The organism is Methanofollis sp., assembly GCF_028702905.1.
Taxonomy (GTDB): domain Archaea; phylum Halobacteriota; class Methanomicrobia; order Methanomicrobiales; family Methanofollaceae; genus Methanofollis.
On sequence record NZ_JAQVNX010000158.1, the window covers coordinates 1 to 3,577 of the forward strand.

At 60.2% G+C, this 3,577-nt stretch carries 3 protein-coding genes; 2 read left to right on the forward strand and 1 reads right to left on the reverse strand.

The features are described 5' to 3' along the window. Nucleotides 1-511 precede the first annotated feature (511 nt). Together PHP59_RS11940 and PHP59_RS11945 are read left to right on the forward strand one after the other, a co-directional pair. Entirely contained in the window at nt 512-775 is a 264-nt protein-coding gene (locus tag PHP59_RS11940) for a hypothetical protein (protein WP_300167289.1), read from the forward strand. After that, nucleotides 772-2,376 carry a DUF4129 domain-containing protein gene (locus tag PHP59_RS11945; protein WP_300167290.1) on the forward strand — a complete coding sequence of 535 codons (1,605 nt, stop codon included), beginning with the start codon at nt 772-774 and terminating at the stop codon, nt 2,374-2,376. Before PHP59_RS11940 ends, PHP59_RS11945 begins: the two co-directional genes overlap by 4 nt. A 210-nt stretch (nt 2,377-2,586) precedes the next feature. Here the strand turns inward: PHP59_RS11945 and PHP59_RS11950 are convergent, their stop codons facing one another. Beyond that, nucleotides 2,587-3,390, reverse strand: coding sequence for a transposase (locus tag PHP59_RS11950; protein ID WP_300167292.1), 804 nt, complete (start codon nt 3,388-3,390; stop codon nt 2,587-2,589). Between the last annotated feature and the right edge of the window lie 187 nt (nt 3,391-3,577).

The window sequence follows — 3,577 nt, forward strand, 5'->3', positions numbered from 1 at the left end:
ACTTCCTGGCGCCGAGGACCGTCTTCGCGATGAAGCGCTCCTCGTTGTACGCCGGCATCGCGGCGATCGTCTGCCCGGAAGGGAGCTGGTCGAGGGAGAGAGGGAGCCCTCCCGCGGCCGAAGGGAAATATCCGGCAGATGCCGCCCCACCGTCAGCAGGGGAGGAGCCGACCTGCACCGGGGGTATTTCATGTATACAACTCCGATTCACGCGCACCCACATCCAGAAACTCTCGCTCCCTGCTCAGGGGAGACAGGGAGGCCCTCTCTGGCCGGGTTAGGGGGGGCCGGGGAGGGAAGGTTCACGGGGTATCAATTATCTGTGGCAATATATAAGGATTGTTTATTCTGTCAGGGTCATGGGGAGATGTCCTTAACTTCTGATAGCAGGGAGAGGAGAAAGGCAGGCAAAATATGAACCGAGACGGGAGGGAGCGCGCAGGGCGGGGCGAGGGGGCAGGAAAACCCCTTCGCAACCTTAATCCGGCGCAGGGGTGAAGAGATCAGGGATATGCGCGGCGCGGGGTACAGCGGGGCCGGGGCAATCGCCCTCTGGACAGGGATCGTGGCCCTCTTCATGCTCCTGAACAGGGCGCTCGACCTGGAGGTCTTTTTTGTGCTCTGGCTCATCGGCCTCCTCGCGGTCACGGTGCTCATCGACACCCCCTATGTGCAGCCGCGGCACCTGACGAGGGTGAAGGTGGTCATCGCCGCGGGGGTCGCGGTCTTTGGCTATATCGTGCTGATGAAGGTTCTGGAGATCCTGGCGAAATGAAAGGCGCACAGATCATTACCGCAATTCTGGTTCTCCTATGCGTCGGCCTCCTGGCGATGCAGGCAGAGGAACCCCTCCTCTGGACGGCAGAGGGGACGGAAAACCCGGCCGAGGCCGACCTCTCGGCGGCAGAAAAAATAAACGCGAAGAGTGCGGGGTCTCTCCTCCCCCTGATGCAGGATCTCCTCGGCCAGGGCAGCACGGTCGTCCTCTCCGTGCAGGTGAAGGACTTCGAGAGCGCACAAAAGGATCTGAAAAAATACTCAGAGATGACCCGGTCGATGGACAGCCTGGTCGTCAAGCTCGACCTCACCGGCACCGACATCGACGAGTTCAGGAAAAAGAGCCGGGAGAACATGGAGAGCCTCACGACCCTCGTCAACGGCACAGAGCGCCTGGAGGAAGTCAGGGTCGAGTACCAGGACGAAAAAGATCCCGGGAAGGTCTACTCCCTCGTCTATGAGGGAGAAGCGCTGAAAAAGGAGTTACAGGGGGCGGCAACGACCTATGAGAAGGATGCGAACCGCACCGTCGCGATCGGGGAGAAGTACGAGGCCGACACGACCGCCTACAAGGAGAGCATCGGGGCCTTCAGGGCGATCGTCGGGGAAGAAACAAAGGCAGACAGCAGGGGGCCGGGGATCGCCCTGCCTCCGCCCGCACTCACTCTTGCCGTCGAACCAATGGAGGCGCGTTTCGGTGACCTCGTCACCCTCAGAGGCACGGCACCGGCAGGAAAGACGGTCGAGGCCTTCGTGGACAGCAGGCCTGTCGGGACTGCAACATCACAGGCCGGAAACTACGCAATCGACTACCGGATCGAAAAAGGCCGGGCCAGCCCCCACCTTGCATATGTGCAGGCCGGCAAGGCCGTCTCCGGCCTGGTAGAGTTCACCGTGCTCACCTCACCCGCAGATCTCACCCTGGCGGCAAACAAAAGTGTCGTCAGCGGCACCCTCACCGCAAACGGCCGTGGGGTGGAAGGCGCCGAAATTATCCTCCTGGTCGACGACGGTGCGCTGACTGCGGCCCTGACGACCGGGAAGGGCGGAGACTATGAGGAAGAGATCGGCCTCCCCGAAGGGCGGCACACTCTCCAGGCCGTCTTCTCCGGCGAGGGCTTCCCCCTCGATCCTGCCGAGAGTCCTGAGATCGTCGTGGAAGTAGGGGGATTCCCAGCAGGAGCGGTCGCCATCATCCTCCTTCTCGGCGGGGCAGGCGGCTACGTGTACCTCCGCCACCGGAGAAAGAAGGAAGAGGCACTGCCGGTGCTCGCGGCGAGGCTGGAGGCGTCAATCCCCCTCGAAGAGAAGGAAGAGGAGACACCCCTCACAATCGCCGGCCTCACGCTGGAAGAGGCAGCCGGCGCCCTCTGGCAGGGCCTGGCCGACGCAGCCGAGAGGCACTACGGGGTGAGAGGCGCCCGTACCAGGACGCCGCGGGAGATCGCTGCCGCCCTCGCAGGCACGCCAGCACGGGAGCCGGCCGCGGCCTTTGCGAAGTTGTACGAGGCGGTCAGGTACGCCGGCTTCCCCTACGGGGAGGAGGAGGTCGAGAGGCTGGAGGCCATTTACCACGCGGTCAGGGAGCCTGAAGGATAGAAGGACCGGCTTTCGCAGGGATACGGAGAGGGGAACTGCCCCCGGACGTCTCCCTGCGGACTACCCCGAAAAGGTCTTCTATCGTGATACAGTTGGTTCCCGGCAGCCGTCGTCATGCTGTGGTTGTATACCTCCAGGCGAGCCGGGCATGTGGGGGGCCATATCAGACGATAGACGGAGGGGTCTCAATCGTGGTATTCAGAATAAGGATCACGGGAATACTGAGTAGATCTCTTCTCTGGATTTTACGCGGTAGAGGATCAGGGCTCCGGTGGCGGTGAGCCTGCACCCGATCAGGTATTTCCCCACTCGAATCCGGTAGAAGTCCTGATATCCTCTCATTTTTTTGAAATCGAAATCGGCATGGAGATCGGTGGAGGCAGGAAGGGCGGTGAATGCCAGTTCTTCAACTGCTATCACACCGAACCGCTCCACCAACTTCCGGGAGGTTTGGTGAGCAAAATTGAGCCGTCTGGTGGCGATCCGTTCGTGGATGTGTGCGACGATCTTTCTGGCTTTTTTCCGTTCAGGAGTTCCTTTCTCTACTTTCGAGAGTTTCCTCTGTGCTTTTGCAAGAGCCTTCTCGTCGATACGGAAGAACCGGGGATTCTCGATCTTCTCACCGTTGGAGAGGGTGGCGAAGGACTCAAGACCGACATCGATCCCGACCACCGTCTGCGGTACAGGCATGGGATCGTACTCGACCACAAAGCAGGCATACCACTTCCCGGTCGAAGACAGCCTGATCGTGAGAGTCTTGATCGTCCCTTCAACCGGGCGGTGGAGGACGACCCTCACATCCCCGATCTTTGAGAGGTGGAGGCGGTCCCCCTCAAATTTGAATCCTCCTTTCTGACCTTGAGGATACGTGATACTGTCGTACCGTCCCTTCCCCTTGAACCGCGGGAATCCCGAATCTTTCTCTCCCGCCTTCACGCGCCGAAAAAATGCTTTGAAGGCAAGGTCTACGCGCATCTGACAATTCTGGAGAGTCTGGGCATAGACCTGTTTCAGTTCCGGTTAGTCCTTCTTCCACTGTTTCAGGATCTTGTTTGTCTCAAAAAGAGAAATAGAACGCTTTTCCTGTTCCCGGACGTTCTTTCGCAATGCGAGGGTGTCGTTCTTCCTTCGTGCTCCTCGCCCCGCCGGCACGAGCCCGATGGACCAGACAGGATAGGTCTCCTCCAGTTACGCCTTTTTC